The sequence below is a fragment of the Streptomyces hypolithicus genome, assembly GCF_052934925.1.
This window is the reverse complement of record NZ_CM128811.1, coordinates 2,887,719-2,911,328: the sequence shown is the minus strand read 5'-3', so window position 1 is coordinate 2,911,328 and position 23,610 is coordinate 2,887,719. Positions and strand designations below refer to the sequence as shown.

Below are 23,610 nucleotides of genomic sequence, written 5' to 3'. Positions count from 1 at the left end.
GTAGCAACGGTGGCCCCGCAAACGCTAATTGCGGGGCCACCGTCGGCTCGAAGCACACAGGGTACCGACGAGACGAGTTGGCTGTCACGGCCATGAGGAAACAAGAATCGTGAACACAAGAACACATGCCGCGACCCTCCTGGAAATGGCCGACCTGCTGCGGCCCAATGCGATCCGTGCCGCCGCAGCACTCCAGCTCGCCGACCATCTGGCTCACGAGCCCTTGACGGCACACACGCTCGCGGAGCGCACTGGCGCGAACCTCGTGATGCTCACCAAGCTGCTCCGCTACCTCGACGAACTCGGACTCCTTCGCCGAGACGACGAGGACGCCTTCGAACTGACCGAACTGGGCGAGCCTCTGCGCCGGGACAGCCAGCAGAGCTTGGGCCAGTTCCTCAGCGCGGAAGGGCTGTTTGGCCGCGCCGATCTGGGACTTGTTGGCCTGCTGCACACCGTACGGACCGGTGAGGCGAGCTATGCCGCCGCGTTCGGCCGTGAGTACTGGGACGACATCAACGGGGATCCGGCCTTCGCGGAGGCGCTGGACAAGGAAGGCCTGATCCGTATCGCCTTCGACGCGGACCTCATCGTCGACGCCTACGACTGGGGCGGCGTGCGCCGCGTCATCGACGTCGGTGGCAACAACGGCACGCTCCTCATGGAACTGCTGGTCAGGCACCCGCATCTGACCGGCGCCGTCCTCGACCTGCCGGTCGTCTCCAAGATCGCCGCCCGCAGGATCGCCGAGGCCGGCCTGAGCGACCGGGGTGAGGTGGTGGCGGGCAGCTTCTTCGACCCGCTTCCTACCGGAGCCGATGTCTACCTGCTCTCCGCAGTCCTCGCCGACTGGAGCGACGAGCGTGCGGTGGAGATTCTTAGCAGATGCGGCGAGGCGGCCGGCCCCGCAGGCAAGGTGCTGCTCGCCGAGATCAACCTGGACATGGACAGCTGCGGCCAGAGCGCCGCAGCCACTGACCTCTGGGTCTCGGCCATCGTACCGACACCGTCACGTACCGTCGGCCGACTGAAGGAACTGGGCGCCGCCGCGGGGCTGACCCTCACCTGGGAGGGGCCCGGCACGCACATCCGGTCGCTGCTCGAATTCGGGGCGGGGGGCACACATGCTTGAGTTCGACCGGCTCACCAAGAGCTTCGGGGCCAAGCATGTACTGCACGAGCTGAGTTTCGAGGTCCGTCCGGGCGAACTGTTCGGTTTTTGCGGAGCGAACGGGGCGGGCAAGACCACCGCGATGCGGATCGCGCTGGGCCTGTTGTCCCAGGACTCCGGCGAAGTCCGCTGGAACGGCCGGTCGATGGATGCCGAGACTCGCCGCCGCATCGGCTACATGCCGGAGGAGCGCGGCCTGTACGCGACGATGCGCCCGCGTGACCAGCTCGTCTACTTCGCCCGCCTCAGTGGGGTCACCCCTTCGGTTGCCAAGCGTCGGGCCGATGAGTGGATCGAACGGCTCGGCGTGAAGATGAGTCCCAAGGACGCCCTGGAAAAGCTCTCACTTGGCAACCAGCAGAAGGTCCAGCTGATCGCCGCGGTGATCCACGACCCCGAAGTGCTGATCCTGGACGAGCCCTTCTCCGGCCTGGATCCGCTGGCGACCGACGCGATGGCCCACGCCCTGGTCGAGTTCAGCGCCAAGGGCGTCCCTGTGGTCTTCTCCAGCCATCAGCTCGAACTCGTGGAGCGGCTCTGCGACCGGGTGGGGATCATCCGCGACGGAACCGTCGTCGCGGACGGCACAGTGGCCGAGCTGCGTCGCGGCACCGGCAGCCGGCAGATACGGATAGCCCTTACCGGCGCGCCACAGGGCTGGGCACACCAGCTGCCCAGCGCGCGGATCGTGTCCCAGGGAACGGACGATGAAGGCACCGTCACCGTGGAGGTCGAGCAGGACATGCCGGTACGGAAGGTGCTGGCGGCGGCCCAGAGCCTCGGCGAACTCGTGCACTTCTCACGGCGCGAGCCGACGCTGGCCGAGGTCTTCCGGGATGCGGTGGCGGCATGACGGCCACGCAGGCACAGACGTACCAGGCCGACCGGCTGAGCAGCGGCACGCTGGTCCGGATGGTCGCGCAGCGCGAGATAGTCACCCAGTTCCGGCGCAAGGAAATGTGGATCTCGCTGGTCATCATGATCGTGGCGTTCTGCGGGTCACTCGGACTGCAGACCGCCTTCGACTTTGACGACGAGAAGTCAACCGTCGGAGTCGTCGGACAGCAGCGGGCGTTCACGGACACCCTGATGTCGCAGAGCGCCGCCGGCGGCCCGGACATCGAGATCGTCCAGTATGCCGACGCGGACTCCGCACGCAGGGCGGTCGGCGACGGCAAGGCCGAGGCCGCGCTCGTCGGCGACGGGCGGATCGTCGTCCAGGAGAAGCTTCCTGAGGAGCTGGGCGCGGCAGTACAGGAGGCTCACCGTACGACCGTCACCGTGGACCGCCTGAGGGACGGCGGTCTGGAGGACGCGCAGATCGCCGGCGCCATGGCTGTGAAGCCGCTTCAGGTGACGGCCCTCGACCCGGATGTGGAACGCGACTTCCAGCGGACGATGACCGCCGGAATCGGCGTGATGCTCCTGTTCTTCATGATGTTGATGTTCGGCCAGGGGATCGCGCAAGGGGTGCTGGAGGAGAAGTCGAGCCGGATCGTCGAGATCCTGCTTGCCAAGGTCAGGTCCTGGCACCTGCTCACCGGGAAGGTGCTGGGCATCGGGGTCGTCGCCCTCGCCCAGATCACCGCGATCACGGTGTGCGGAATCGGCTGCGCGCTGATCTCCGGGTTGCTCGATGCGCCTGTCGATGCCTTCGGCACCGGACTGCTGGTCATCGCCTGGTTCGTCCCGGGCTACTTCCTCTTCGCCACGCTCTGGGCCCTGGCCGGTGCCATGGTCTCCCGGCAGGAGGACATCCAGCACGCGGCCGGTCCGGTCAGCTTCCTGCAGACGATCGGCTTCACCGCCGCGCTGCTGCCGTTCACCGATTTCAGCCCCACCCTCACCCGGATCTTCTCCATCGTCCCTGGCAGCTCGTGGGCGGTAATGCCCGTACGGATGGCCGCGGAGCCGGTGCCCTGGTGGGACATCGTGGCGGCGGCGCTCCTGATGGCCGTGGCCATCGGCGTACTGCTGCGAGTCGGCGGCCGCATCTACATGGCGGCGATCCTCCAGCACGGCGGAATCATCAAGACCCGGGAAGCGCTGCGGCGCGCCCGTGAAGGGGCCGGCTCATGAGTACCGAAGGCATCACGGGTGGTGAGGAGGCGCGTGGCGAGCCCGCAGAGCTGCGGATCCTGCACGAAATGACCGCGGGCAACGGCCTTCAGGTGGCGGCCATCGCCGTCCTCTCGCTGCTTTCGGCGGCAGCGACCCTCGCGCTGCCGATGGTGGTCGGAACCCTGGTGCGGGAGGTCCAGGAGGGTGAGGGCCTCACCTGGACGACCGCTGCGATGGCCGGAGTCGGAGTGGGCGCCGCGGCGGCCGGGGCACTGGCCGCGTATCTGCTCTCCCAGTTGGGCGAGCGGCTGATCTGCCGACTCCGCATTCGCACCATGCGCCACGGCCTCGGACTGCGGATGTCCGACGCGCGCCGCGAAGGCAGTGGCAACCTGGCGTCGCGGCTGACCGCGGACGCGATGCAACTCAAGGGCGCCATCGACATCGGGCCGATCCAGCTGCCGATGGCGTGCCTCACCCTGGTCGGCACGCTCGTCATTATGGGGATCCTGAACTGGATGCTCCTGCTGATCACCATGGCGGGCTTTGTCACGGCGGTGGCGATCGTGGCCGTCGTGGTCGTGGGCCTGCGCCGCAAGTACGGTGCTGTCCAGGAGGAACTCGGCTCACTCACGCAGCAGTTCGTGACCACCCTGGACGCGCTGACCGTCATCAAGGCGTACCGGGCGGAGCACCAGGTCTTGCGTGTCCTGGCGGACAGGGCGGAGAGTCTCTCCCGGCTCGGCACCGAGGTGGCCAGGCTCGAGTCCCTCGTGGTTCCGGTGATCAACCTGGGGCAGCAGATTGCGCTGCTCAGCGTCCTCATCGGCGGCGGTGCCCGGCTGGTTTCCGGAGACCTCGACCTGGCGGACTTCGTTGCCTTCCTGCTCTATCTGCTGCAGCTCACCGCGCCGCTGATCATGGCGGCCTCGGGCGCCTCCACCATTCAGGCCGGGATGGTGGCCAGGGAACGGTTCAAGAGCGTCTTCACCCTGCCCGTTGAGACCGTGGCGGAGGGCCGGGGGACGACGCCGGCTCCGGCACGGCCTGGAGCGCCCGCGGTGCGGTTTGACCGGGTCACCTTCGGCTACGGCGACCAGCCCGTGCTGCGCGAGGTGGATCTGACCGTGCCCGCCGCCGGACTCACCGCTGTCGTCGGGCTCTCGGGAGCGGGCAAGTCCACCGTGCTGGGCCTCATCGAGCACTTCATGACTCCACACTCCGGGCGGGTGGAGGTGTTCGGCCACGACCTCCGGCGGCTGCCGCTCGGCGAGCTCCGTGGGCAACTCGCCTATGTGGACCAGAGCTTCACCCTGGTCCACGACTCGATCCGGATGAATCTGAACCTCGGTCGCGAGGACGCCCTGCCGGACGAGGCGCTTTTGGAGGCGCTCGCCAAGGTCGGCCTGGAGGAGGAGGTCCGGCGGCTCCCGGCCGGCCTGGACACAGTGCTGGGCGGCGGCGGCGATCTGTCCGGCGGACAGCGCCAGCGGCTGGCGCTCGCGCGGGTGGCCCTCACCGACGCCCGGCTGGTGCTGCTGGACGAGCCGTCCTCCCAGCTCGACAGCGTCAACGAGCAGAAGCTGCGCCGCGTGGTGAACGACCTGGCGGGCGACCGTGCCGTGCTGGTCGTCGCCCACCGCATCTCGACCGTGCAGCACGCCGACCAGGTGGTCGTCATGGACCAGGGGCAGGTCATCGCCCAGGGCACGCACACCGGGCTGCTTGGCAGCTGCCCCGCGTACTCCGAACTGGTCGTCGGCCAGCTCCTCAGCACTCTGGAGATCGCATGAGTACCATCTCCGTTCTGATGCCGTTCATGCCGACCAGGTCCGAGCAGGCCCTGCCGGTGGCCGCCCTCGTGCAGCACAGCACGGCGTACCGGCTGTGGCAGGGGCAGGCGCTGATCGTCGAACCCCACCAGACGTTCAATCACCTCGCCGCGTCCGGCTTCCGGGTGCCGGTGGGCACGGGCGTGACCCTCATGCCCTTCCGGCACCCGTACGAGGCCGCGCTGCAGGCGCGTTCGCTGGCGCTCGCGACCGGCCATCCAGTGGTGGCCGGGTACGGCCCGGGCGCTGCCGTACTGCAGCGCAGTGTGCTCGGCGCCCCGTATTCCAGCCCGCTCACGGCGGTACGCGAGTATCTGACCATTGTCGGCGGGCTATTGGCCGGACGCCAGGTCGAGCACGACGGCGAGTACTTCACCTGCCATGTCGAGCTGGTGCCGGAGCCCGGTCCTCCGGTGGAGGTCGGACTCGGTGTGCTGCGGCCCAGGATGGCCCGGGTCGCGGGGGAGGTTGCCGATGTCGCCATCACGTGGATGACCCCGCCCCGCTATCTGCGGGAAGTCATCGCGCCCGCGCTCCGCGAGGGCGCGCAGGCGGTTGGGAAGCCGGTGCCGCGGCTGGTGGCGATGGTTCCCCTGGCACTGGGCGCGCCCGACCGCGACCCGGTGGAACTGCTGCTCGCAGGCAACGCCGGGCATCTGAAACTGCCGCACTACCAGGACATGCTGCGCCGGTCGGGAATCGACGTCGATCCGGACGACTTGGCCGGGTCGGCCAAGGCGGTGATCACCGGGCGTGCCTTCGTCAGCGGTGACGCCGACGAGATCCTGGCGGTACTGGACGAGTACCGGGCCGCCGGCGTGGACGAGATCGTGCTGAACGTTACGGGCCTGTGCCGGCGCTACGGACTGCCAGCGGCTCTCGTCGAACTGGAGACGCTCCTGGGCGCGCTCGCGCGGGGCGCTGCAGCTGCCGGGAGCGTCGCACCGGCCGACGCCGGCCGCTTCGCCACGGCCTCGCGAGGGGGTGTGCTGTGAACCACCCGACGCCCGCCGGCGGCGGTGTCCCGGACTTCGGTGTCTCCCGGTTGCTGCTGGTCGGCACCGGGTCGGTCTCGGTCTCGGATCTGCCGTTCTGGGCGGAGTGGCTCCGCGCCTCCTACCCCCGCCTGGAAATCACGACGGTGATCACTCGGAGCGCCGAACGTTTCGTGAGCAGGGCGTCGTTGGCGGCACGGACCGGTGGTGACGTCCTCACCGACGCCTGGCCCCAGGACACCGCGCACGCCCGGCACGTCGCATGGGCGGAGTGGGCCGAAGCGGTTGTTGTTTATCCAGCGACGCTGCACTTCGTCGCCCGTCTCGCGCTCGGTCTGGCCGACACCCCCGCGGTCCTCGCCGCGCAGTGCACTGCCGCACCCGTCGCGGTGGCGCCCGCACTGCCGCCCGGCGGCCTGGACAGCGCCGCCTACCAAGCGCACTGGACCGCGCTGACCGCACGCCGCAACGTCGTGGTCGCGCCGCCCCGCTCGGGGGTGAGCGCGACCACCGGGCGACCCGACGCGTGGGTGCCCGCGCTGCTGCCCGATGTCATCGAGCTGCTGGAGCAGCGCAGGGTCGAACTCGCCGAGCGGGCCAGTGCGGCAACGCCCCTGCCGCCGACGGCCACGCTCCTGGCGGAAGGGAGCACGGCATGACGACCGAGTTCGCCACCGGTCTGCTCCGGACCACGATCACCCCCTGCGACGGTGGGGGATACCGCTGGACCAGGTCCCCCGGTGCGCTGACCCCCGCGCCCTTCTCCCCGGTGAACGGCGGTCTGGACAGCACGCTCGCGGTCCTGGACACCTCTGGCGGTGCCCGGCTGGTGCCGGGCAGACCGGGCGGCGGACAGCAGGAGCGTACGTACGACCTCGGCGGTGCCGAATCCGTCGCCAGCTGCCTGCTGCGGGACGGTGCACACGCTGGTCTGGAGCCTGCGGTGCGCGCGCTGGGCCGCTCGCTCGCCGCCCTGCACGCCGTCCCGCCTCCCGTGAGCGGACCGCGACTCGTCGCCCCGTCGCGCGGCCTGGTCCGATTGGAGCGCTGGTTGAGCGGCCGCGCGCCGCAGATGTGGGCCGCCCAGGCAGGGGCCATGCTGAAGGACCGGCTCGGGCCCGTCCGCTGGACGACGCTGCGCGCCTGCTCCGTCCCGTCGGACGCGGACGGAGCCGACCACTGCAGCGGCCTCGGAGGCGAGGCCGAGCCGCTGGTCGTGACTCATGGCGCCCCCGGACTGGGCTCTCTCGTCGTCGATCCCCCCTCAGGCCGCGCCGAACTCCTCATCGGCGAGGACCTGTGCATGGGCCCCTGGCACTGCGATCTGGGCTGGGCGCTCGGCGAGATCGTCGAACTCTCCTGGCAGCTGGGCGGCGATACCCGGCAGTGGCAGCGCCTCAGTGACGCGCTGCAGGAGGGCTACGGACGGCGGCTGGGCTCCACCTGGCCCCGGCAGGCGGCCGTACGGGTCGCCCTCCATCTGCACGACTACATCGCGTATGTCGGCTGGCAACCGACCGAGTTCGACCGTTTCGCCGCTTTTCTCATCTTTCTCATCGATCTCATTCCTGTTCATCCCAAGGAGGGCTCTCATGCCGCAGCATCAGCTTTCACTCCCGGCCGGCCTATACCTGCTGGCATGGAACACCGATAAGCAGAAGCTCACCAGCACCGACACCATCGGCCATGTGGTGCGGGCCGGGGCGCTGGCCGAGCTCGCCCTGCGCGGGCTGCTCACCGACGCCGACGGCAGGCCCGCCCTGGCCGAGGGGGCGCCGACGGGAGAGCCGGCGCTCGACGATCTGCTCGAGCTCATCGCCCGCTCCAGGCCACTCGCCTGGAAGGGCTGGATCAATCAGGGCGTGAAGCCCACCCTCACCGCCGCGCGGGAACAACTCGCGGAGGCGGGCTACCTGAGTCTCGAAACCCACCGCCTCGGCGGCCTGGTCCCCGTGACGACCGTGAACCTGCGGGCCACCGAAGCCGGCGACATCCTGCGGAATCAGGCCGTACGGGCGCTGCGCGGCGAGGAGCCCGCCGACGCGGTGCCCGACCGCGATGCCGCTCTGCTCACGCTGGCCACGGCCGGCGGCCTGCGTACCGTCATCAGCGTGACGGAGAGCAGGGCGTACCAGCAGCGGCTCGCAGCGCTGGCCGGGCGCGGCGGCCCGGCCTTCGAGGCGCTGCGCAGGATTCTTCCGGAACTGCGCGAGACGGTGGAGATCGCCCATGCGGGGTGAGCGCCCGCCTCTGCACCGGGTGACCCTGGCCAACGGGCTCCGGGTGCTGCTGGCGCCCAACCCCCGTGCCCCGCGCGTCACGGTCTGCGCGCACTATGGGGTCGGATTCCGCTCCGAACCCCCCGCCAGGGAGGGCTTCGCCCACCTCTTCGAGCACCTGATGTTCCGGGGCAGCGAGAGCCTGCCGAACGGCGCGTTCTACAACCATGTGCACTCCTGGGGTGGTGAGGCCAACGGCACCACCCACCAGGACTACACGGACTACTACCAAGCCGTACCGGCCGAGGCTCTGGAACAGGCACTGTTCAGCGAGGCGGACCGCATGCGGGCGCCCCGCTTCACCCCGGACAGCCTCGCCGAGCAGCTCGCCGGGGTCGCCCAGGAGATCCACCATGCGACCGTCGGCCGCCCCTACGGCGGGTTCCCTTGGCCACTGCTGCCCGGGCTGTTCTACGAGGCGCACGCCAACGCCCACGACGGCTACGGGGACATCGCGGAGCTGCGGCACACCACACCCGACCAGTGTGCCGAGTTTTTCGACACGTACTACACCCCGTCCAATGCGGTCCTCACCGTGGGCGGCGGCTTCGACCTCCATGCCGGGCTGGAGCTCGTCGAGCGTCACTTCGCGGACATACCCGACCGCCCGGTCCCGCCCCGCCCCGAGCTGGACGAGCCGGGGCCCGCAGCCGACCGGTGGAGCGTGTGCACCGAGGCCGGTGTCTCCGCCACCGCTGTCGCCGTCGGCTACCGCCTCCCCGACCCCGGCCGTGACCTGCCCGGCCATCTCGCACACCGGGTGCTGGCCAGGCTGCTGACCTGCGATGCCGACGTCGACAGCAGTTGCGGCTTCTTCGGCCCCCTGGACGCCAGGAGTCCCGACACCCTGGTCATCACCGGCCGCCTGGCGGCGGGCAGTTCGCCGCAGGATCTGCTGGCACGGATCGAGGCGCAGTGGGGGGCGTGGGCGGATGGCAAGGACCATGACGACGCCGTGGCCCGCGCCGTCGGCGCACTGGTCCTGGAACACCATCGCGACCACGATGATCTCCAAGTCCGCACGCGCGCGCTGGGCCGGCTGGAAACGCTCTTCGGCCGCGCCGAACTCCTCGACGAACTCCCCCTGCGGCTTGCGGAGATCGGCCCGTCCCAGGTGGCCGAGGCCGCGCGCGGGCTGCTGCGTGCGCACAAAGCGGTTCTGGTGATCGAGCCCGGCCCGGTACGTACCCGCCCCGCGCCCGCGGCCCACGCCGCGTCCCCCGCGATGGCGGACCGGCCACACCGCACCGCTGTACAGCTGGGCCGCAGCCCGGCGGGCCCGCGGCGCGTGCCCGTGCCCGCGCCTGGCCCCGTCAAGGACCCGGCCCTCACGGTCAGCGCGGACACCACCCTGAGCAACGGCCTGCGGCTGGTGGCTGTCCACACCCGAACGCCTGCGGTCGAGCTGCGTCTGAGAAAGCCGCTCGGCGTGGCGGGCTGGACCCGGCCCGATGCGGTGGACGAGTTGCTGCGCCTGCTCAACCAGCGGGCCCGTATGGCTTGGCGAGCCGCATCCGTGCCGGGCGACATCCAGTGGTCGACCGACGGCCAGTGGCTGGAGGCGATTGGCCACGTCGCGCCGTCGGACGTGGAAACCTGGCTGTGCGTCCTGGCTGATCTCGCCTCCGCCACGGAACCGGCGGCCCGTGAGGACGCGTGGCCGCAGACACCCGTCGCCCCGCTGGCGCCACACGCCCCGTCCCCCCTCCGCCCCGCGGACCGCCTGGCCGACGATGCTCTGCGCCGTCAGCTGTCGACCTACGCCGCTGCCGCCCCGGGTGATCTCGCCGCCCTGCACCGCTTGGTCATGAATCCTGCGGGTGCAACTCTGCTCGCCGTCGGCGCGCTGGACGGCACCCGGCTGACAGCGCGTGCGGAACACCTGCTCGCACCGTGGACCTCGGTCCACGAGGCACCGGCGGAACGTCCCCGCCCCCACGACGGCACGGGCCTGCTCGTGGTGCGCGATCACCGCCCCGGCGCCCACCTCACCCTCCACGCGCCCGCCTCGATGAATGGTCCGGACGAGGCGGCGCGCTATATCGCGACGGCGGTCTTCGGCGGATACTTCGGGTCCCGTCTCGCCTCCCGTATCGCACGCCGCGGCACGTCGACTTACGTGGCGCTCGCCGGGCGCGACGTCCTCGCGGACCGGCCGCGCACATACATACGGGCATGGCTACCGGACGAATTGGTTCCGGAAGCTCTACGAGAACTGCGAGCAGAGGCCCGAGCCATGGCGACGGATCCGCCGGGAAACGCCGAAGTGTCCGCAGCCCGTGCCTTCTGCACGGGGCAGCTGCTGTCTGTCTTCGACTCGCAGTCTGGGGTGGCGGATGTCCTGTGCCGGACGGTCGCCTATGGTCAGGCGCCCGCCTGGCCCGCCCAATTGCCGCGCCTGATGCGGGAAGTGAGCACGGCGGATGTAGCCCGTGTCGGTGCCGAATTGTTCGCGGCGCGACCTTTGACCGGAGTGCTCGTGGGGAGAGCGGGCCCCGAGCGGACGGCCGACGTCTGATCAGCGGGAACACGGAGCTGCGCGGACCACGGCGGGCGGCACCCCATGGAGGGTGCCGCCCGCCGTGGTTTCGGCGGCCCGAGGTCGGCGGACGAAACGGACGTCCGTAGAGTGAGGCGCCGCATCGTCCTGCTAGAGGAGAGACCGTGATCCGCGTTGTCGTGGTTGACGACGAGCAGCTCGTCCGCTCCGCGCTGCGTCTCATCCTGTCCTCCGCGAGCGACATCGAGGTCGTCGCGGACTGCGGCGGAGGGCAGGCGGTGGCCACCGTCATCGCGCATCGGCCCGATGTGGTGCTGCTGGACATCCGGATGCCGGACGTGGACGGCCTGAGCGTACTGCGCGGCCTGCGGACCGCCCTCGCAGTGCGGCTTCCCGCCGTCGCGATGCTGACCACGTTCGACGCAGACGAGTACCTCGGGTCCGCCCTGCGGCTCGGCGCGAAGGGGTTCCTGCTGAAGGACACGGACCCGGAGCAACTGGTCCAGTCCGTACGAATACTGGCCACGGGGAGCAGCGTGCTGGCTCCCGGTGGCATCTGTACCGTCATAGAGCACTACCTGGGCCCCGCGGCCAGCACGGACCAACAAGCCGTGAAGGCCGTGCAGTTGCTAACGGTGCGCGAACGGGAAGTGCTGGCGCTGCTCGGCGAGGGCCTGTCGAACCTGCAGGCGGCCGAGCGTATGGAACTCGCGAGCAGCACGATCAAGGACCACATCAGCGTGGTGCTCGCCAAGCTCGGCGGAATCAATCGGGTCCGGGCGGCTGTGGTCGCCGACCGCGCCGGGCTCGTCCACGGCCCGCGCCTTGGCCACGGAGAGTTGGGGTGAGCACCCTTCCGCCGTGGCTGACGAGGACGGGGCCGGTCGTTGCAGCCGGCATTGAAGCAGTGCTGGTCAACGGTGTCTCGCCCAGTACCGAACTCGGATTGTCGCTGTTGGCGGCCGCGAGCCTCCTGCCGCGCCACCGCTATCCGGTGACGGTGCTGCTGGCCACACTGCTGGGGCTGTACATCGGCTACGCCGTTTTCGCGTCGCTCATCGCCCTGTACACCGTGGCCTGCCGACATGGCGACCGCCGACTCCTGGCGGTGTGCGCGGCCCTGGTCGCTTCCGCCCACATTCTGCCCTACCCCATCGGCAACCCGGTGCTGTCCCCGTCCCGAGAGGTCGCGCTGCAGATCATCGACGCGTTCGTGACCGCCGGCGCGCCCGTCATGCTCGGCCTCTTCGTCACCACCCGCCGCGAACTCGCGGCCCGCCTGGCGGAGCTCACCCACACCCGGGGCCGCGAGGACCGGCTGCTGGCCGAGCGCGTACTTGCCACGGAACGGGTCAGGCTGGCCCGCGAGATGCATGACGTGGTCGCCCACCAAGTGTCCCTGATCAGCCTCCAGGCGGGTGGTCTCACGGTGGGTGCCCGCGACCCGGCGTCCCGGGACACCGCGGCGACGATCCGTGAGCTGTCCGTCCGGACCTTGAACGAACTGCGCCAGATGGTGGGCGTACTGCGCGCGGCGGGCGGGAACTGCGAGCAGCTCAGCCCGCAGCCCCGCCTCTCCGACATCCCCAGGTTGATCGAGGACAGCGGGCTCAGCGTCGACTGCGACATCGCCGACGGCCTCACGGACCGGTTCCCGGAGTCCGTCGAGCGTGCCGCGTTCCGTACAGTGCAGGAGACGTTGACCAATGTGCGCAAGCATTCACCCGGCGCCTTGGCGCTGGTGGTCATCCGCCAAGAGGCTGACGGGCTGCGCGTCGAGGTCCGCAGTGGTCCACCCGACCCCATGGTCCCGCCACTGGACCTCCCCAACGGCGGTCATGGTTTGATCGGCCTGCGTGAGCGCGTCCAACTCCTGGGCGGCGCCTTCGAGGCCCGCGCGACGGAGGACGGGGGGTTCCTGGTCAGCGCCTGCCTTCCGACAAGTAGCAGGCCCTGAACGGCTGGCAGCTCGACGCTCGAATACAGGGCCCAGGGCGGTTTCAGGGCCGTGAGTTCGTCTGCAGCGGCCCGTCGCTCCTGTCTCATCCCAGGACGTCCTACCTTCGTACCTTCGTAGCTATGCTTCCGTCGCCGGTGTCGTTACCGAAGCGATGGACGGTAGAGCGAACCTACGGCCGGCTGATGTCCCACCGCCGCCTGGCAACTGCGAAACCTCCCCCACTGGCTCCCAAGCCGTGATCCACCTCGCCATCACCAACCTGGTGGTCCGCCGCCTTACCGTCCAGGCCACCGTGATTGTGGACACCCTCGGCATGCTGCTGGTCGTCGTGGTCAAGCCGCGCCGTCGGAGAAGCCGCGGGGGAAGCGCCGCAGTCCGGCTGCGACTGCGCCCTCCACCTGGATCTCCTTGGGCTCGCCGCCGGGCAGACGCGACATCATCGCGCGTTCCGGCTCGAACAGCGCCACCGGCATCGGGTCCTCGCCGTCGGTGGTCTGCACGGTGCCGGTGTCCGGGTCGATGCCGGTGGCGACCTGCCCCAGCCCGAGCGCGGGAGTGTCCATGTACAGCAGCTGGCCGTGGTCGTCGACGTTGTCACTCAGCTGCGCCCCGGCCGCCAGGATTTCCTCCTGGCTGACGGCCCGGTCGTCGATCTGGAATGGGTGCATATCTTCCGAGGGTTCCTCGCAGCTCTGTGAACTGCGAGTTTCTCAGCCGAGCATGATCATTCGAGGTCCTGAGCGTGGCATTTCGCCGAGAAGTTGTCGAACCGAGGCAGCGCACACGGGCCGACCAGCACGAACGGCGAGATCCGGAGCCGTTCGGTCATCTGAGCGGAAACGCGACTGCGCAGGTCAGCTTGGCTGTGGCCGAACCCTGGGAAGATATGCACCCGACCCCGATCCTGGCCTGCGCCGCAGCCCGCTCCGGGTGTGGATGCGGCGCAGGCCGGTGCGGCGGGGAACCTGTGGCGTGATGCCGGTGACGGCGTTGGCGGCGGCCGTGGGGGCGGGCTCCTGGGCCAGGGCTCTGTTCCTTGGCGCGGACCGGTGAGGTTTTCACGCGTTGGTGCGGCGGCTGTCAGGAAGGCATCAAAGGCTGCCCGCACCGCGTCAGCGGTTCATTAACGCCCCCGCGCTGAGCCGCCCCGCGTTTCTAGCGTCGGAGCATGGGACAGCGCGACACACCTCCGGTCCCGGGCCGCGACGCCGACCGTGCGGAGCCTCCCGGACAATTCTTCTGCGACGACGGCTGGGCGGCCGAGCGGCGGGACGCGATCCGCTGCGCCGCCGCCCTGCTGGCCATGCTGCTGGCGATCGACGGGGGCTCCGGCCACCTCACCGCCCTGCGGGCCGCCGGCTGGACGTTGCTCGCCGTGCTGCTGTTCGTGGTGCTGCTGCCGCAGCGGGTGACCGCGGGCGACGGCTGGCTGGCCTCACGCGGCCTGTTGCGGAAGCGGACGGTGCACACGGACCGGCTGGTGGCGGTGCGCTGGTCCGACGGGGTCGCGCAGCGGCTGGTCCTGCGGGACCTGGACGGCGTACGGGTCGAAGTGGACCTTCGCGTACTCACCGCCAATCCGCAGTTGTGGCGGCGGCTGGACGCGGGCGCCCGGGTCTCGCTGGGACGCGGGACGCTGCTGTGCGGGGCGACGGCGCTGCGGCAGCTGTCGCGCAGGATCGACGGCGACACGGCGCGGTCGGTCTTCAGGGCCTCCGGCCTGGAGTAGGAGGCCGGACCGGAAGGTGGGCCTGGTGGGGAAGGGTGGGGGCTGGAGTGGGCACGGACTTTTCCACAGGGGAAGACGGGTGTCAGGGGGCGGCGGTAACGTCGTGAGCAGTTGATGTTGGCGGTGTGGCGCCGGCAGCTGGTGACGCCGGCGGGGACCGTCGGCGCTCTGCGACATTGGGGGAGGTGGCGGCGATGGTCCAGAACGACATGACCCACGACGACCGGGACGACACGTCGGTGTCCGGCCAGCGGGATACGGGTGCCGGCGGTGACGGTCAGGATCCCGGGGGGCGGATTCCCGAGGTGGTGGGGTTCGCGTGGTGCGGGGCGGACGGTTCGCCGGATACGGCCGCCCAGTCGCCCAAGGCCGCGGGCAAGGCGCTGCGGCTGAAGGTGCCGCGGGCGTCGCACGACTCGCTGGTGCTCGCTGTTCAGCGGCCCGACGCGGTGCAGGCGGTCGAGGAGTCGAGCCGAGGGCGGGTGCCCGAGCTGACGCCGCTGCGCGTCGGACGCATGGCCGCGTCCCCGTTCGCCTTCCTGCGGGGCACGGCCGGACTGATGGCGTACGACCTGGTGGGCACCCCCGTCACCGGTGTGGGCGCGCAGATCTGTGGTGACGCGCACGCGGGCAACTTCGGCCTGTACGGCGATGTCCGCGGCCGCCTGGTCATCGACCTAAACGACTTCGACGAGACCGTCGTCGGCCCCTGGGAGTGGGACGTCAAGCGGCTCGCGACCTCGCTGGTGCTGGCCGGGCGGCAGACCGGCGCCGACGAGGACACCTGCCGACAGGCCGCGTTCGACACGGTCGGGGCGTACCGGCGGACGATGCGGCTGCTGGCGAAGCTGCCGGTCCTGGACGCGTGGAACGCGATCGCCGACGAGGAACTCGTCTCCTACACGGACGCGCGCGACCTGCTCGGCACCCTGGAGCGGGTCGCGGAGAAGGCCCGCAACAACACCAGTGCGCGCTTCGCCGCGAAGGCGACGACCGACGGGCCCGGCGGGATACGGCGCTTCGTCGACGCACCGCCGGTGCTGCGGCGGGTGCCGGACGCGGAGGCCGCGGCGGTGGCTTCGGCGCTCGGCGGGTATCTGAAGACGCTTCCCGAGGACCGGCTGCCGCTGCTCGCCCGCTACTCGATCCACGATGTGGCCTTCCGGGTGGTCGGCACCGGCAGTGTCGGCACGCGGTCGTACGTCGTGCTGCTGGTCGACCACCGGGGCGAGCCGCTGGTCCTCCAGGTGAAGGAGGCGCGGGCGTCGGCGTTGACGCCCTACCTGCCTGCGGCCGGCTTCGAGGTGCCGAAGGCGGGGCACGAGGGGCGCCGGGTGGTGCTCGGGCAGAAGCGGATGCAGGTCGTCAGCGACAACCTGCTGGGCTGGGCCGAAGTGGACGGACGCCCGTTCCAGGTGCGGCAGTTCAGGAACCGCAAGGGCAGTGTGGACCCGGCGGCGCTGGAGAGCGGGCAGCTCGACGACTACGGGCGGATGACCGGCGCTCTGCTGGCGCGGGCGCACGCGCACAGCGTCGATCCGCGGCTGCTCGCCGGGTACTGCGGGAAGAACGAGGAGCTCGACGAGGCGGTGGCGGGTTTCGCGGTGGCCTACGCGGACCGTATGGAAGCCGATCACAGCGATCTGGTGGCGGCGGTCGGGCAGGGGCGAATAGCCGCTGAGCACGGGGTCTGACCAGGGGGCCGGTCCGGTGTGGCCGTGAGGGGCGTGACCTGGGGGTGTGACCTGGGCCCCGGGCCGCCCGTACGCTGGGCGGGTGACTCAGGAAGCTCCCGGGGAGCCGACGACCCCGAACGACGACGTGCAGGGCCCGCAGACGACCGGGCAGGACAGCGCTGAGCAGGCTCCGGTCGGTGCGGGGCCCCGGCCTCAGGCGCGGCTGGAGAAGGCCGTGCGCGCTGCTGAGCAGGCGCTGATCGAGTTCGAGATCGCGGTGGAGACCTTCCGGGTGGAGGTGGAGAACTTCTCCCGGCTCCATCACCAGAAGCTCGGCCCGATGTACGCGCGTCTCGACGAGCTGGACGCCCGGATCGCCGAGGCCACCGCCGCGCGCACCGGTGACCCGGAGGACCGCCGCAGGGCGGATGAGGCCCGGGCGATGGTCATGCCGATGCCCGGTGTCGACGAGCTGTTCCACGACTGGCTGGACTCCGACGGTCTGTCGCCCGAGGCGTCGGCCATGCTCACGGGGCAGCAGGTGCAGCCGCCGAGGCGGGTCCGGCCGAGCGAGGAGGCGCGCAAGCTCTACCGCGAGCTGGCTCGCCAGGCCCATCCCGACCTGGCGCAGGACGAGGCGGAGCGGGTGCGCAGAGACGAGTTCATCACGCGGGTCAACGCCGCGTACGGGCGCGGCGACGTGGACCAGCTGCGCGTGCTCGCGGACGAGTGGGCGGCGGGGCCCGAGCCCGAGCAGCAGGGGCCGGACGGGAGCGAGGAGCTGTACGCGCGCCTGGAGTGGCTGTCCCAGCGCAAGGAGCTGCTGTCGGTGGTCGCACGGGAGCTCGAGGACGGCGCGATCGGCTCGATGCTGCGGATGGCCCCGGACGACCCCGACCGGCTGCTGGAGGAGATCGCCGAGCAACTGCTCGCGCGGGTCTGCGAGCGCGAGGCGGAACTGGCGGAACTGGCCAAACCGGTGGAGTAGGTTGCCAGTCCGGTCCCGACTGGCGCCGTGTGTGTACGACCGTGTGTGTACGTACGAGAGAAGGTATGACCCATGAATTTCGCCCCGCTCCCCTCCGTCGAAGTCGCGGCGGTGCCGACCGACGGCTTCGTACTGGACGTACGGGAGAACGAGGAGTGGGCGGCGGGGCACGTCGAGGGAGCGCTGCACATCCCCATGAGCGACTTCGTGGGCCGCTTCGGAGAGCTGACCGCAGCGGCGGACGATGGCCGCCGGGTGCACGTGATGTGCCGGGTCGGCGGCCGGTCCGCCCAGGTCACGCAGTACCTGGTGCAGCAGGGCGTGGACGCCGTGAACATCGACGGCGGCATGCTCGCCTGGGACGGCGCCGGGCGCCCCATGGTCACCGACGGCCAGGCGCCGGCCTTCGTCCTCTGAGTCCGGCCGGCGCACCGCCTTCCGCCTGCGTGGCCCGCGGTTCCGGGCCCGTTCTGGCCGGTCCAGGCCGGTTCGGCCCGGTCCCGCCCGCTCCCGCCCGGTTCAGCGGTCGAAGTCGAGCTCTACCGTCGCTGTCGCAGGGTGCGACTGGCATGCCAGGACGTACCCCGCCTCGGTCTCCTCCGGCTCCAGGGCGTAGTTGCGGTCCATCCGCACCTCGCCGGACACCAGGAACGCCCGGCAGGTGCCGCAGACGCCGCCCTTGCAGGCGTAGGGCGCGTCGGCGCGGCTGCGCAGCACCGTCTCCAGCAGCGAGTCGCCCTCCAGGACCGGCCAGTTGCCCGACCGCCCGTCGAGCGTCGCGGTCAGTGTGGCGGTGAGGGCGCTGCCCGCCGGCGGGTTCGAGCGGCCGTCGGCGCCCGCCGTGACCGTTCCCGTCCCGCTGTCCACGTGGAAGATCTCCTGGTGGATGCGCTGGCGCGTGACCCCGAGTCCGCGCAGCGCCCGCTCGGCGCCCTCGACGAGGCCGAGGGGTCCGCACAGGAACCATCCGTCCACCTCCGGCACGGGCAGCAGGGCGGGCAGCAGCTGTGCCAGTCGTTCCTCGTCGAGCCGGCCCGACGGCAGTCCCGCCTGCTGCTCCTCCCGGGAGAGCGCCGTGACCAGCTGGAAACGGTCAGGGTAGCGGTCCTTCAGGTCGGCGACCTCGTCCAGGAACATGGTGGACGCCGCGGTGCGGTCGCTGCGTACCAGGCAGAAACTGGCGTCCGGCCGGCGTGCCAGCAGCGTCGCCGCGATCGACAGCACCGGTGTGATGCCGCTGCCTCCCACGACCGCCGCGAAGCGTCCGGCCCGCGGCTCCAGGACGAAGCGGCCCGTCGGGGCCATCGCCTCGATCGTGTCGCCCACGGCCAGTTCCTTGAGGGCGTACGTCGAGTACGCGCCGCCGTCGACCAGCCGGATGCCGACGCGCAGCACCGGCTCCAGCGGCTTCTCGGTGGCCGGGGCGCAGATCGAGTACGTGCGCCGGATCTCCACGCTGTCCACGACGCGGCGCAGCGCGATGTGCTGGCCCGGTGTGTGCCGGAAGGTCTCGCGGAGCTCGGGCGGCACGGCGAGAGTGACGGTCACGGAGTCGTCCGTGAGCTGCTCGACCTCGCGGACCCGGAGCGGATGGAACATCTACAACTCCTTGAAGTGGTCGAACGGTTCGCGGCAGGACACACAGCGGCGCAGCGCCTTGCACGCGGTGGAGGAGAACCGGCTGAGCAGCTCGGTGTCCGTGGAGCCGCAGTGCGGGCAGCGCACCGAGAGGGTCAGCGGCACGGGTCCGCCGTCGGCGGGCTGCGGGCGGGGCGGGGCTATGCCGAACTCGGCGAGTTTGCGGCGGCCCTCCGCGCTGATGTCGTCCGTCGACCAGGCCGGTGACAGCACGGTGCGGACCGACACGTCCGGTATTCCGTGCTCGTGCAGGGCGCGCTCGATGTCCGAGGACATGGCCTCGATCGCCGGGCAGCCGGTGTAGGTGGGGGTCAGCTCGACCTCGACGCTGCCGGGGCCGCTGACGTGGACGGCCCGCAGGACGCCCAGCTCCTCCAGGGTGAGCACCGGCAGTTCGGGATCGGGGACGGCGCCCGCGATCCTGCGCAGCTCGGCCTCCAGGACGGTGTCGGTCACCATGTCGCCCCCGGGTGGCTGCGGTGCAGGTGCTGCATTTCGGAGATCATCCGCCCGAATGGTTCGGTGTGCAGGCCCTGCCGTCCAGCGCCGGCCGCCCAGGCACCGCTCCGCGGCCCCTGGGGCACGATCAGCGTGGCGCGCTTCAGCACGTCGTCGACCGATTGCCGCCAGTCGCTCTCCAGCTGCTGCCAGTCGGCATCCAGGCCCTCGACGGGCTGGAACATCTCGCCGGTGAACCGCCACAGTGCGTCGCAGCCCTGCTGCATCCGCCGGTGGCTCTCGTCCGTGCCGTCGCCGAGGCGCAGTGTCCAGTGCTCGGCGTGGTCCTGGTGGTACGCGACCTCCTTGACGGCTTTCGCGGCCAGCGGGGCGAACGCTCCGTCCCCGGCTGCCAGCCGCCCGTACAGCAGCCGCTGGTAGGTGGAGAAGTACAGCTGGCGGGCGATGGTGTGGGCGAAGTCGCCGTTCGGCTGCTCGACCAGCTGGAGGTTGCGGAAGGCGCGCTCCTCGCGGAGGTAGGCCAGCTCGTCCTCGTCGCCGACGAGCGACAGCAGGATCCGGGCCTGGCCCAGCAGGTCGAGCGCGATGTTGGCGAGCGCCACTTCCTCTTCCAGCACGGGTGCGTAGCCCGCCCACTCGCCCAGCCGGTGCGAGAGCACCAGGGCGTCGTCGCCCAGGGCGAGGGCCGCGGATGCGCCGGCGGCGGTCACAGGTGCTTCACCCCGTCCGGGATCGCGTAGAACGTCGGGTGCCGGTAGGGCTTGTCGGCGGCCGGCTCGAAGAACGGGTCCTTCTCGTCGGGCGAGGACGCGGTGATCGCCGCCGACGGCACCACCCACAACGAGACACCTTCCGACCTGCGGGTGTAGAGGTCGCGGGCATTGCGCAGTGCCATTTCCGCGTCCGGTGCGTGGAGGCTGCCTGCGTGGGTGTGGGACAGTCCGCGGCGCGAGCGCACGAACACTTCCCACAGCGGCCAGTCGGAGTGCGTCATGCTGCTGCCCCTTCGCGCTTCGCGGCGTACGCGCTCGCCGCTTCCCGGACCCAGGCGCCCTCTTCGTGCGCCGTGCGTCGCTGTGTGAGCCGCTGCTCGTTGCAGGGGCCGTTGCCCTTCAGTACGTCCCGGAACTCGTCCCAGTCGATCGCGCCGAAGTCGTGCTGCCCGCGCTCCTCGTTCCACTTCAGGTGCGGGTCGGGGAGGGTCAGGCCGAGGGCGGCGGCCTGCGGGACGGCGATGTCGACGAAGCGCTGGCGCAGCTCGTCGTTCGAGTGCCGTTTGATCTTCCAGGCCATGGACTGCGCGGAGTGGGCCGATTCGTCGTCCGGCGGGCCGAACATCATCAGTGACGGCCACCACCAGCGGTCGACCGCGTCCTGCGCCATGGCGTGCTGCTCCGGTGTGCCCTGGCTGAGGCTGAGCAGCAGCTCGAACCCCTGGCGCTGGTGGAAGGACTCCTCCTTGCAGATCCGGACCATGGCGCGGGCGTAGGGACCGTAGGAGCAGCGGCACAGCGGGACCTGGTTGGTGATCGCGGCGCCGTCCACCAGCCAGCCAATCGCCCCGACGTCGGCCCAGGTCAGCGTGGGGTAGTTGAAGATGGACGAGTATTTCTGGCGGCCGGAGTGCAGTTTGTCGAGCAGCTCCTCGCGGTCGGTGCCCAGCGTCTCGGCGGCGCTGTAGAGGTACAGCCCGTGGCCCGCCTCGTCCTGCACCTTGGCCATCAGGATCGCCTTGCGGCGCAGAGAGGGCGCTCGGGTGATCCAGTTGGCCTCGGGCTGCATGCCGATGATTTCCGAGTGGGCGTGCTGCGCCATCTGCCGGACCAACGAGGCCCGGTAGGAGTCCGGCATCCAGTCCCGCGGCTCGATGCGCTCATCCGCCGCCACCGCGGTGTCGAACGCCGCCTGGTGCGCGGCGGTCTGCTCCGCCTGTCCGGCCTGTGCCTCAGCCGTGGTGCGGTGCGCGGCTGCTGTAGCCATCCGAGCCCCCTCCCGTCCTTGCCGACTCAACGACCGACCGATCGTTCGGTCTGATGACTTCAATGGTGAGGCGACGGCCCGTAGGGTGTCAACCCTGTGGATAACTGATTGGGCCGACGGTGAACGGGGCGGCATGAATTCGCACGACGACGGTGGCGTGAACACCGGGCTCGCCGGACGGGACGAGCCGTCCCGTACCGGCCCCGTGGCGTCCGCCGAAACAGCGTCCGCCGAAACACCGCCGGCGGGTGCGCGGGCACCGGGCGCCGCCGGGGGCATCGCGGCGCTCTCCCGCCCGTACCAGGCCGTCGCCGCGCTCGCGCTGGCCACCGTCGGGGCCGTCGCCTGTGTTCACCTGGGCATGGTGTTTCTGCACGTCGCACCTTCCAACACCGTCAGCAAGGAGCACGGCGAGGTGGTCGACGACTGGGTGTACCCCGAGTTTGAGCAGAACTGGAAGCTGTTCGCCCCCAACCCGCTCCAGCAGAACATCGCCGTACAGGTACGGGCCCAGGTTCGCGCGGCCGACGGGCAGTGGAGGACCACCGACTGGATCGACCTCTCCGCCCAGGACGGCGAAGCGATCCGCGGCAACCTGCTGCCCAGTCACACCGTCCAGAACACGCTGCGGCGCGGCTGGGACTTCTACACCGCCTCGCACGACGAAGCGAACAGGCCGAACGGCACGCGCGGAGCTCTCTCCGAGCGCTACATCCGCCGGATCGTGATGCTGCGTTTCGCCGACCAGGACCTGGGCGGCAAGGTCGAGCGGATCCAGGTCAGGTCGGAGACCTTGTGGGTGAAGGCCCCGCCGTGGAGCAAGGAGAAGACCAACAGCCGGCCCGCCCACCGGGCTCTCCCGTGGTGGTCGATCACCGAAGCGGATCTGCCCGAAGGTGCCGAGCGAGCCGCGCGGGAAACGGAGGAGGACCGATGACCTCGTCCGCCCCCGCCCCCCAGACCCCCGCAGGCGACCCCGCGTCGCCTCGCGTCGCCGGCCGCGCCGCCTCGCGTCGTATGGCCCTCGCCGGGACTCTTCAGCGCGTCACGTCCACCGCCCTCGGGCCGTACCAGAGCGCCGTGGTGCGGATCGGGTTCTCGCTGACCTGGCTGCTTTTCCTGCTCAGCGAGTACTCGCACCGCCATGAGCTGTACGGGCCCGAGGGGCCCTGGAGCTGGGACATGGCGCAGCAGCTCATCGCCGGCAATCACGCCTTCACCGCGCTGATGTGGTCGCAGAGCCCGCTCTGGTTCGAGGTCGTCTACGGCCTCGCGGTGGTGTCCGCCGCGCTGCTGCTGGTGGGCTGGCGTACCCGGACCATGTCCGTGCTCTTCATGATCGGCGTGCTGTCGATCCAGAACCGCAGCATTTTCGTGGGCGACGGTGGCGACAACGTCATTCACCTGATGGCGATGTATCTGGTGCTGACGCGCTGCGGACAGGTGTGGTCCCTGGACGCCCGGCGCGAGATACGCGCGACAGCTGCCCGCGCCAGCCCGCTGCCCGCCCCGGACCTCGGCCGGACGGACCGGGCCGGCAGGGCCGGACTGACCGACCGGGTGGGGCCTGTCCTGTGGGGTGTGCTGGGCGCCGCGCTCGCCGTGGTGACGTTCGCCGGTGAGCTCGGCGGCGGCTGGCTGATTGTTTTCTGGGGTCTGTGGGCGGTGCACGGGCTGTGGTGGGCGGCCGGTCGTTACGCGCCAGGGGAGCCGCGCGTCCTGATGGACGTGATCGCCAATCTCACGCACAACGCGGGCCTCTTCGTGATCATGGCGGAGGTCTGCCTCGTCTACGCGACCGCCGGCTGGTACAAGGTCCAGGGTTCGCGCTGGCAGGACGGCACCGCCCTCTACTACCCGCTGCATCTTGATTACTTCTCGCCCTGGCCCGCGCTGTCCGTGCTGCTGGCGTCCAGCGGGGTGATCGTGATGCTGTTGACGTACGGGACCGTGGCGGTGCAGGTCGCCTTTCCCTTCACGCTCTTCAACCGACGGGTGAAGAACGTCCTGCTCGCTGTAATGATCGCCGAGCATGCGGCCATCGCCGTGCTCCTGGGGCTGCCCTTCTTCTCGTTGGCGATGATCGCCGCCGACGCGGTCTTCCTGCCGACCGGCTTCCTACGGCGCCTCGGCCGGTGGGTGGGGCAGGCGCGGAGCCGCCTGCGTCCCCGGTTTGGCGGCGGGGGCGTGGTACCGGAGCAGCGGCGCGTGCAGCCACAGGAGAAGGCCCGCGCGTACGTCGGCTGAGCAAGCACCCGGGGCAGGCTCTGTTCGCGGCGCTCGGGGGGTGCCCAGAGGTGACCGGGGGCGGCCGGTGGTGCTCGGGCGCCGCCGTAGGCTGA

The 23,610-nt window shown here is 70.6% G+C and carries 23 protein-coding genes and 1 pseudogene; 18 read left to right on the top strand and 6 right to left on the bottom strand.

Annotation, left to right across the window (positions count from 1 at the left end; all coding sequences use genetic code 11):
* Positions 1-109 precede the first annotated feature (109 nt).
* The 12 genes and pseudogenes from ACU6WZ_RS13720 to ACU6WZ_RS13665 all read left to right on the top strand — a co-directional run.
* Positions 110-1,132: a methyltransferase gene (locus ACU6WZ_RS13720; RefSeq protein WP_447033676.1), complete on the top strand. Its 1,023-nt coding sequence runs from the start codon at positions 110-112 to the stop codon at positions 1,130-1,132.
* Positions 1,125-2,024 (top strand): ABC transporter ATP-binding protein, encoded by a 900-nt coding sequence (locus ACU6WZ_RS13715; RefSeq protein WP_447033674.1) that lies wholly within the window; start codon positions 1,125-1,127, stop codon positions 2,022-2,024. The genes ACU6WZ_RS13720 and ACU6WZ_RS13715 overlap by 8 nt, the downstream gene beginning before the upstream one ends.
* Positions 2,021-3,250, top strand: coding sequence for an ABC transporter permease (locus ACU6WZ_RS13710; RefSeq protein ID WP_447033672.1), 1,230 nt, complete (start codon positions 2,021-2,023; stop codon positions 3,248-3,250). Before ACU6WZ_RS13715 ends, ACU6WZ_RS13710 begins: the two co-directional genes overlap by 4 nt.
* Positions 3,247-5,025, top strand: coding sequence for an ABC transporter ATP-binding protein (locus ACU6WZ_RS13705; RefSeq protein WP_447033670.1), 1,779 nt, complete (start codon positions 3,247-3,249; stop codon positions 5,023-5,025). The genes ACU6WZ_RS13710 and ACU6WZ_RS13705 overlap by 4 nt, the downstream gene beginning before the upstream one ends.
* Positions 5,022-6,059, top strand: coding sequence for an LLM class flavin-dependent oxidoreductase (locus ACU6WZ_RS13700; protein WP_447033668.1), 1,038 nt, complete (start codon positions 5,022-5,024; stop codon positions 6,057-6,059). Before ACU6WZ_RS13705 ends, ACU6WZ_RS13700 begins: the two co-directional genes overlap by 4 nt.
* Complete coding sequence (locus tag ACU6WZ_RS13695) at positions 6,056-6,718, top strand: flavoprotein (protein ID WP_447033666.1); 663 nt, start codon at positions 6,056-6,058, stop codon at positions 6,716-6,718. The genes ACU6WZ_RS13700 and ACU6WZ_RS13695 overlap by 4 nt, the downstream gene beginning before the upstream one ends.
* Positions 6,715-7,713 carry a phosphotransferase family protein gene (locus tag ACU6WZ_RS13690; RefSeq protein WP_447033665.1) on the top strand — a complete coding sequence of 333 codons (999 nt, stop codon included), beginning with the start codon at positions 6,715-6,717 and terminating at the stop codon, positions 7,711-7,713. Before ACU6WZ_RS13695 ends, ACU6WZ_RS13690 begins: the two co-directional genes overlap by 4 nt.
* Complete coding sequence (locus ACU6WZ_RS13685; protein ID WP_447033663.1) at positions 7,652-8,299, top strand: GOLPH3/VPS74 family protein; 648 nt, start codon at positions 7,652-7,654, stop codon at positions 8,297-8,299. The genes ACU6WZ_RS13690 and ACU6WZ_RS13685 overlap by 62 nt, the downstream gene beginning before the upstream one ends.
* Positions 8,289-10,856, top strand: a complete 2,568-nt coding sequence (locus tag ACU6WZ_RS13680) for a M16 family metallopeptidase (RefSeq protein WP_447033662.1) — start codon at positions 8,289-8,291, stop codon at positions 10,854-10,856. The genes ACU6WZ_RS13685 and ACU6WZ_RS13680 overlap by 11 nt, the downstream gene beginning before the upstream one ends.
* Positions 10,857-11,002: 146 nt before the next feature.
* Positions 11,003-11,686 (top strand): response regulator, encoded by a 684-nt coding sequence (locus ACU6WZ_RS13675; protein ID WP_447033661.1) that lies wholly within the window; start codon positions 11,003-11,005, stop codon positions 11,684-11,686.
* Positions 11,683-12,795 carry a sensor histidine kinase gene (locus tag ACU6WZ_RS13670; protein WP_447033659.1) on the top strand — a complete coding sequence of 371 codons (1,113 nt, stop codon included), beginning with the start codon at positions 11,683-11,685 and terminating at the stop codon, positions 12,793-12,795. Before ACU6WZ_RS13675 ends, ACU6WZ_RS13670 begins: the two co-directional genes overlap by 4 nt.
* 143 nt (positions 12,796-12,938) lie before the next feature.
* Positions 12,939-13,093, top strand: a pseudogene (locus ACU6WZ_RS13665) (IS5 family transposase); the annotation flags it as partial.
* A 37-nt stretch (positions 13,094-13,130) separates the two neighbouring features.
* On the opposite strand, the gene ACU6WZ_RS13660 reads toward ACU6WZ_RS13665, so the two are convergent.
* A complete protein-coding gene (locus ACU6WZ_RS13660) occupies positions 13,131-13,466 on the bottom strand; it encodes a hypothetical protein (RefSeq protein ID WP_447033657.1) in 336 nt (111 codons plus the stop codon).
* A 500-nt stretch (positions 13,467-13,966) separates the two neighbouring features.
* Between ACU6WZ_RS13660 and ACU6WZ_RS13655 the strand changes: the two genes are divergently transcribed.
* The 4 genes from ACU6WZ_RS13655 to ACU6WZ_RS13640 all read left to right on the top strand — a co-directional run bounded on the left by ACU6WZ_RS13655 (position 13,967) and on the right by ACU6WZ_RS13640 (position 17,608).
* The gene (locus tag ACU6WZ_RS13655; RefSeq protein ID WP_447033655.1) at positions 13,967-14,527 is read left to right on the top strand and encodes a hypothetical protein; all 561 of its coding nucleotides are present in this window, start codon (positions 13,967-13,969) and stop codon (positions 14,525-14,527) included.
* A 194-nt stretch (positions 14,528-14,721) separates the two neighbouring features.
* On the top strand, positions 14,722-16,221 hold the full coding sequence (locus ACU6WZ_RS13650) for a DUF2252 domain-containing protein (protein WP_447033653.1): 1,500 nt from the start codon (positions 14,722-14,724) through the stop codon (positions 16,219-16,221).
* A gap of 82 nt (positions 16,222-16,303) precedes the next feature.
* Positions 16,304-17,191, top strand: a complete 888-nt coding sequence (locus ACU6WZ_RS13645; RefSeq protein ID WP_447033651.1) for a J domain-containing protein — start codon at positions 16,304-16,306, stop codon at positions 17,189-17,191.
* A 72-nt stretch (positions 17,192-17,263) separates the two neighbouring features.
* Positions 17,264-17,608, top strand: coding sequence for a rhodanese-like domain-containing protein (locus ACU6WZ_RS13640; RefSeq protein WP_447033649.1), 345 nt, complete (start codon positions 17,264-17,266; stop codon positions 17,606-17,608).
* Positions 17,609-17,710: 102 nt separating this feature from the next.
* Here ACU6WZ_RS13640 and ACU6WZ_RS13635 read toward each other — a convergent pair whose 3' ends face one another.
* From ACU6WZ_RS13635 to paaA, 5 genes are read right to left on the bottom strand one after another with little or no spacing between them, the layout of a single operon-like run.
* Entirely contained in the window at positions 17,711-18,790 is a 1,080-nt protein-coding gene (locus ACU6WZ_RS13635) for a 2Fe-2S iron-sulfur cluster-binding protein (RefSeq protein WP_447033648.1), read from the bottom strand.
* Positions 18,791-19,288, bottom strand: coding sequence for a 1,2-phenylacetyl-CoA epoxidase subunit PaaD (paaD, locus tag ACU6WZ_RS13630; RefSeq protein WP_447033647.1), 498 nt, complete (start codon positions 19,286-19,288; stop codon positions 18,791-18,793).
* Complete coding sequence (gene paaC / locus ACU6WZ_RS13625) at positions 19,282-19,998, bottom strand: 1,2-phenylacetyl-CoA epoxidase subunit PaaC (RefSeq protein WP_447033645.1); 717 nt, start codon at positions 19,996-19,998, stop codon at positions 19,282-19,284. The genes paaD and paaC overlap by 7 nt, the downstream gene beginning before the upstream one ends.
* Positions 19,995-20,282, bottom strand: a complete 288-nt coding sequence (paaB, locus tag ACU6WZ_RS13620; protein WP_447033643.1) for a 1,2-phenylacetyl-CoA epoxidase subunit PaaB — start codon at positions 20,280-20,282, stop codon at positions 19,995-19,997. The genes paaC and paaB overlap by 4 nt, the downstream gene beginning before the upstream one ends.
* Entirely contained in the window at positions 20,279-21,268 is a 990-nt protein-coding gene (gene paaA, locus ACU6WZ_RS13615) for a 1,2-phenylacetyl-CoA epoxidase subunit PaaA (protein WP_447033642.1), read from the bottom strand. The genes paaB and paaA overlap by 4 nt, the downstream gene beginning before the upstream one ends.
* Before the next feature lie 133 nt (positions 21,269-21,401).
* Here paaA and ACU6WZ_RS13610 point away from each other — a divergent pair, with 133 nt between their 5' ends.
* Positions 21,402-22,205 carry a DUF5819 family protein gene (locus tag ACU6WZ_RS13610; RefSeq protein ID WP_447033640.1) on the top strand — a complete coding sequence of 268 codons (804 nt, stop codon included), beginning with the start codon at positions 21,402-21,404 and terminating at the stop codon, positions 22,203-22,205.
* On the top strand, positions 22,202-23,515 hold the full coding sequence (locus ACU6WZ_RS13605; protein ID WP_447033639.1) for an HTTM domain-containing protein: 1,314 nt from the start codon (positions 22,202-22,204) through the stop codon (positions 23,513-23,515). The genes ACU6WZ_RS13610 and ACU6WZ_RS13605 overlap by 4 nt, the downstream gene beginning before the upstream one ends.
* Positions 23,516-23,610 lie beyond the last annotated feature (95 nt).